Annotated in this window: 5 protein-coding genes; 3 read left to right on the top strand and 2 right to left on the bottom strand. The window is 53.9% G+C overall.

What is annotated here, in order from left to right; translation table 11 throughout:
• The coding region (gene gdhA, locus ACWI8T_RS08555; RefSeq protein WP_449138640.1) for an NADP-specific glutamate dehydrogenase at positions 1-1,228 on the top strand (1,228 nt) is incomplete at its 5' end.
• 142 nt (positions 1,229-1,370) lie between these two features.
• Here gdhA and ACWI8T_RS08560 read toward each other — a convergent pair.
• Complete coding sequence (locus ACWI8T_RS08560; protein WP_449138641.1) at positions 1,371-1,958, bottom strand: zinc-ribbon domain-containing protein; 588 nt, start codon at positions 1,956-1,958, stop codon at positions 1,371-1,373.
• A 1-nt stretch (position 1,959) separates the two neighbouring features.
• A complete protein-coding gene (locus ACWI8T_RS08565; RefSeq protein WP_449138642.1) occupies positions 1,960-2,634 on the bottom strand; it encodes a hypothetical protein in 675 nt (224 codons plus the stop codon).
• Positions 2,635-2,786: 152 nt separating this feature from the next.
• Between ACWI8T_RS08565 and rnhA the strand changes: the two genes are divergently transcribed.
• Both rnhA and ACWI8T_RS08575 read left to right on the top strand, forming a co-directional pair.
• Entirely contained in the window at positions 2,787-3,263 is a 477-nt protein-coding gene (gene rnhA, locus ACWI8T_RS08570) for a ribonuclease HI (protein ID WP_449138643.1), read from the top strand.
• A 601-nt stretch (positions 3,264-3,864) separates the two neighbouring features.
• The coding region (locus ACWI8T_RS08575) for a hypothetical protein (protein ID WP_449138644.1) at positions 3,865-4,290 on the top strand (426 nt) is incomplete at its 3' end.

Genomic DNA, 4,290 nt, shown 5'->3' on the forward strand with positions numbered 1-4,290 from the left:
AGAGAACGCTCTGCTCGAGCGTTTTGTCGAACCTGAGCGCGTCGTCATGTTCCGCGTGCCTTGGGTCGATGATTCTGGAAAGGTCCAAGTCAATCGCGGCTATCGCGTTGAGTTCAACTCCGCCATCGGCCCCTACAAGGGCGGCCTTCGCTTCAACCCCACGGTTACGCTCGGCATGCTGAAGTTCCTGGGCCTGGAGCAGATTCTCAAAAACAGTCTCACCACGCTTCCCATGGGTGGTGGCAAAGGTGGTTCCGACTTCGACCCCAAGGGCAAGTCCAACAACGAAATCATGCATTTCTGCCAGTCGTTTATGACTGAACTGTGCCGCCACATTGGACCTAACACTGACGTACCTGCAGGCGACCTGGGTGTTGGCGGCCGTGAAGTTGCCTATATGTTTGGTCAGTATAAGCGTATTCGCAATGAATGGACCGGCGTGCTTACCGGCAAAGGCCTTTCGTTTGGCGGATCGCTTGCTCGCACCGAGGCTACGGGCTATGGCCTGGTGTACTTTGTCGATGAATACTTGAAGTCGAATGGCGATTCCCTTGAAGACAAGAACGTCGTCGTTCACGGTTCCGGCAACGTTGCGATTTACGCTGTCCAGAAGGTTTCCCAGCTCGGTGGCAAGGTGCTTGCGTGCTCCGATACCCATGGCTGGGTTGAAGACCCCGAGGGCATCGACTACAAAGTCCTCGAGAACGTTTACAACAAGAAGCGTTCTGGTCACGACAAGGGCGTCACGCTTGCCATGTATCTTGACGAGCGCCCGAATGCCATTTGGCATGCTGAGGACGGCCGTGGCGTTTGGCAGCTTCCTTGCGACATCGCACTTCCTTGCGCTCGCGAAAACACGCTCCTTCTCGAAGACGCCCAGGCGCTCGTGGCCAATGGCTGCAAGGTCGTGGGCGAGGGCGCAAACATGCCGTCCACCATTGAGGCGACCAATTACTTCCTCGAGAATGGCGTTGCATTCATGCCTGGTAAGGCAGCGAATGCGGGCGGCGTGCTCGTTTCTGGTCTCGAGATGAGCCAGAACGCTGAGCATCTTTCTTGGAGCTTCGAAGAAGTCGACGGCAAGCTCGAGCAGCTCATGCGCGGCATGTTCCACAATGTTGACGATACCGCCAAGAAGTATGGCCACGAAGGCAACTTCGTTATGGGCGCAAACATTGCTGGCTTTGAGAAAGTTGCTGATGCCATGATCGCTCAGGGCGTTTGCTAAAAAGCGGTCTCTTTGAATTAATCAAAAAAAACGCAGGTCATATGACCTGCGTTTTTTTGCTTCCTAAGCCAAGAGACCAAACGTCAGTGTTTCGGCATTCGGAATGGCGGATTCTGCAGAATGGCAAAACCTTGAGCGGCTCCTATTCGGCTTTGCACTCGCTCGCGGCATTGGCCTCGGCTTTTGGCGCATCGGAAGCCTCGCTTGAGGACGCACCCTCGGTTACCTCGACCTCACTTTGAGCTGTCTTTTCGGCGGCTGGCGCATTGCCGCTTTCCGCTTCAGTCGATACGGCCGCAGCGGGCTCGGGCTGAACGTCGATGGGCAACGGATAACCGCAATGCATGCAGAATTTCGCATCGATGCCAACTTCGCTTCCGCATTCAGGGCATGTTTTCACTCGTCCTGCACGACGGGCGGCTTCCGTTTCCGCTGCGATGCGCTGCAGTTCGTCAGCGACATCGGCTCGCTCTTTGGCGATTGCATCAAGATCGGCCATTATTTTCTCGCGGCCCGACAAAAGGGCGGGGTCGGCCTTGACTGCTTCTATCACGCTTTCGCCCAAAACGGCGCAGGCATCTTTCCAACGACGGTCAATTTCGCCCTGCTTAAAACGCAGATTCGCGCTATCGGCCATGCGTCCTGCGGCAGAGGCGCCCTTATTGAGCATATCGCCAGCTGCAGCCGCACTCTTGTTGAACATGTCGTTCAAATCGTCCATAAAGCCCATGCTAGTCCTCCTTCGTAGGTGATGTCCTCATCATAGCAACGTAAGCGGAATAGGCCGCACTTCGTGTCGAAACCGTAATAGAGCGTTTTGCGCCATCTTCGAAGGTGCGCTCAAACGTTACCTTGCTCGGCAGCAGCGCAACACATGCACCAGAGCCAAGCATGTAGCAAACGCATGTCGCAATGCCGTAGACAAGCAAAGTCGATTCCTCGCTAAACGACATAGAGGCAGCTGCGGCAACAACTTCCCACACAACAAGGGCGCATACAACTCCCGCAACAAGGGCGTAGACATACGTCCAGAACGTTCGGGCGTCTTCCGGCGCGCGTAGCGTTGCTTCAGCTGCGATAATCAAAGCAACGATACCCGTTGAGGAAAGTGTGGCGAGGAGCTGCGAGCTCGAATGGCCCAATACCGTGAAATCGCACACATACAGCACCAAGCATACGGCAATAATGGCAACAGAAGAGATGAACGGCATCGAACGCTTAATGCGATTGGCAAGGGGAGCCTCTTCGGGGATGGCCGTTGTCGCCTTTGCGCGAACGAGTTTTCCATGCGGGTGTCGCAGGGTGCCCGTTTTCACATTCCGTCCCAAACCGGACATCTCGTCGTTTTTCACAACGGTCCACGCGACAAGCGCGATGATCACAACAACTGCAACGATAATCTGCATAACGTTCCTTTCGATACCTCGATGATTGTACCTTCACGAAGGCGCGGCATGCTCTCTTGTTGCCTTTTCGATGGCATCGTTCGTCAAACGCGTATACGTGTTACCATCATCTGACCAAAATGCGAATTTGAGCTTAAGAAGAAAGGCCGCTCATGCATGTAACCATCTATTCCGACGGATCATCGCGCGGAAACCCGGGGCCGGGAGGATACGGGTCGGTTCTGCATTACACCGATCCCTCTGGAAAACTGCATGTGAAGGAACTTTCGCAGGGGTTCGATTGCACGACCAACAATCGCATGGAGCTTTTGGGCGTTATCGCCGCTCTTGAAGTGCTTAAACATCCTTGCGAGATTGACGTCATCTCGGACTCCCAATACGTGGTGAACGCCTTCAACCAGCATTGGGTCGAAGGATGGCTCAAGCGAGGCTGGAAAAACGCAAAGAAGGAGCCCGTGAAAAACGCCGATCTTTGGAAGCGTCTCCTAAAGGCGAAAGAACCTCATAACGTCACGTTTCATTGGGTGAAAGGCCATGCGGGGCATCCTGAAAACGAACGCTGCGATGAACTTGCAACGACGGCGGCCGATGGCGAAGGAAGGATCAAGGACGAAGGTTTCCAGGCCTAATTGGGCACATGCGGCACATTTGCCCTGAGCCATGAGCCGATGAGGCTTGGCGATTTCAGCATAAGAAAAAGGAGGCGAAGTGCCTCCTTTTTCTTATGCTTTTTTTTTCTTCGACTGAGAATGCTTCTTGGATTTCGTTCCCTCATCGCCAACAACGACGAATTGCGGCGAATCAAGGAGGAATTCTTTCAAAAAGGCCGCTTCATCTGCCGTGAGCCTATGCCCGGTCTCATGCGAATGCATGCTGCGCGGCTCCTCTGCGGTTGTGCCCATGCTTGCTCCTTCTCCCCAGGGTGCGCTCGAACATTCCCCTTATTGCGCCACCCATCGCGTCACTACGCGTTTCATCTGCGAAATCGTCTTTTCTTTAATACCTACTATAGTTGTATCATTTCCGATCTTGGCTCTGCGACGCCGGTTTCGCGGGAGACGGTTCTATTTAGCGGGCAGCGGTCATGTGCGGCTTTAGCGCACCCATAGATGTTTGGATGCGCGCAAAACGGCATATTGCAGTGAACAGCGTGCACTTTGTTCGAACGGTATAATGATTGAAACGAAACGGCGGTCGAAGTATCGGCCCACATTAAAGAGGTGCTCATTAATGGGATTTCCTGTAAAACTTGGCTTTTTTGCAAAACGTGATGTGCTTCGCGCCGTTCCCCTGATGCCTTTGGGCGCAACATATGGTTATATCTCGAGCGGCCTCGTCATGCCGAAGGGCGGTGCGTGCTACGTTGCCGCTTTTGATAATCCGGCAAATACGAGTAAGGCTCACATCGTTGCCTACATCGATTGGTTCGGTCGAGCGTTTTCATGCGATGAGCCCCTTGCTCAAGAACCGTTGCGTGATCCCGACTTAGTTGTGTATACCTGTGGCAACAACACCGAATTGATGGACATGGGCAAGGAAAACAACACCGTTCTCTTGGATGGTAACGACGATGCCACGTCTTCGGCGCATTTGGATGTGTTTCTGTGCGACGGCTCGCGTCGAACCGTCGCAGAAGCCAAGGTCGCGAACGTCGAT

The organism is Slackia sp., from assembly GCF_977041755.1.

Excerpts from the sequence above, each read along its gene's own strand:
- ACWI8T_RS08560 (WP_449138641.1), bottom strand. The coding sequence starts at position 1,958 with ATGGGCTTTATGGACGATTTGAACGACATGTTCAACAAGAGTGCGGCT.
- ACWI8T_RS08565 (WP_449138642.1), bottom strand. The coding sequence starts at position 2,634 with ATGCAGATTATCGTTGCAGTTGTTGTGATCATCGCGCTTGTCGCGTGG.
- rnhA (WP_449138643.1), top strand. The coding sequence starts at position 2,787 with ATGCATGTAACCATCTATTCCGACGGATCATCGCGCGGAAACCCGGGG.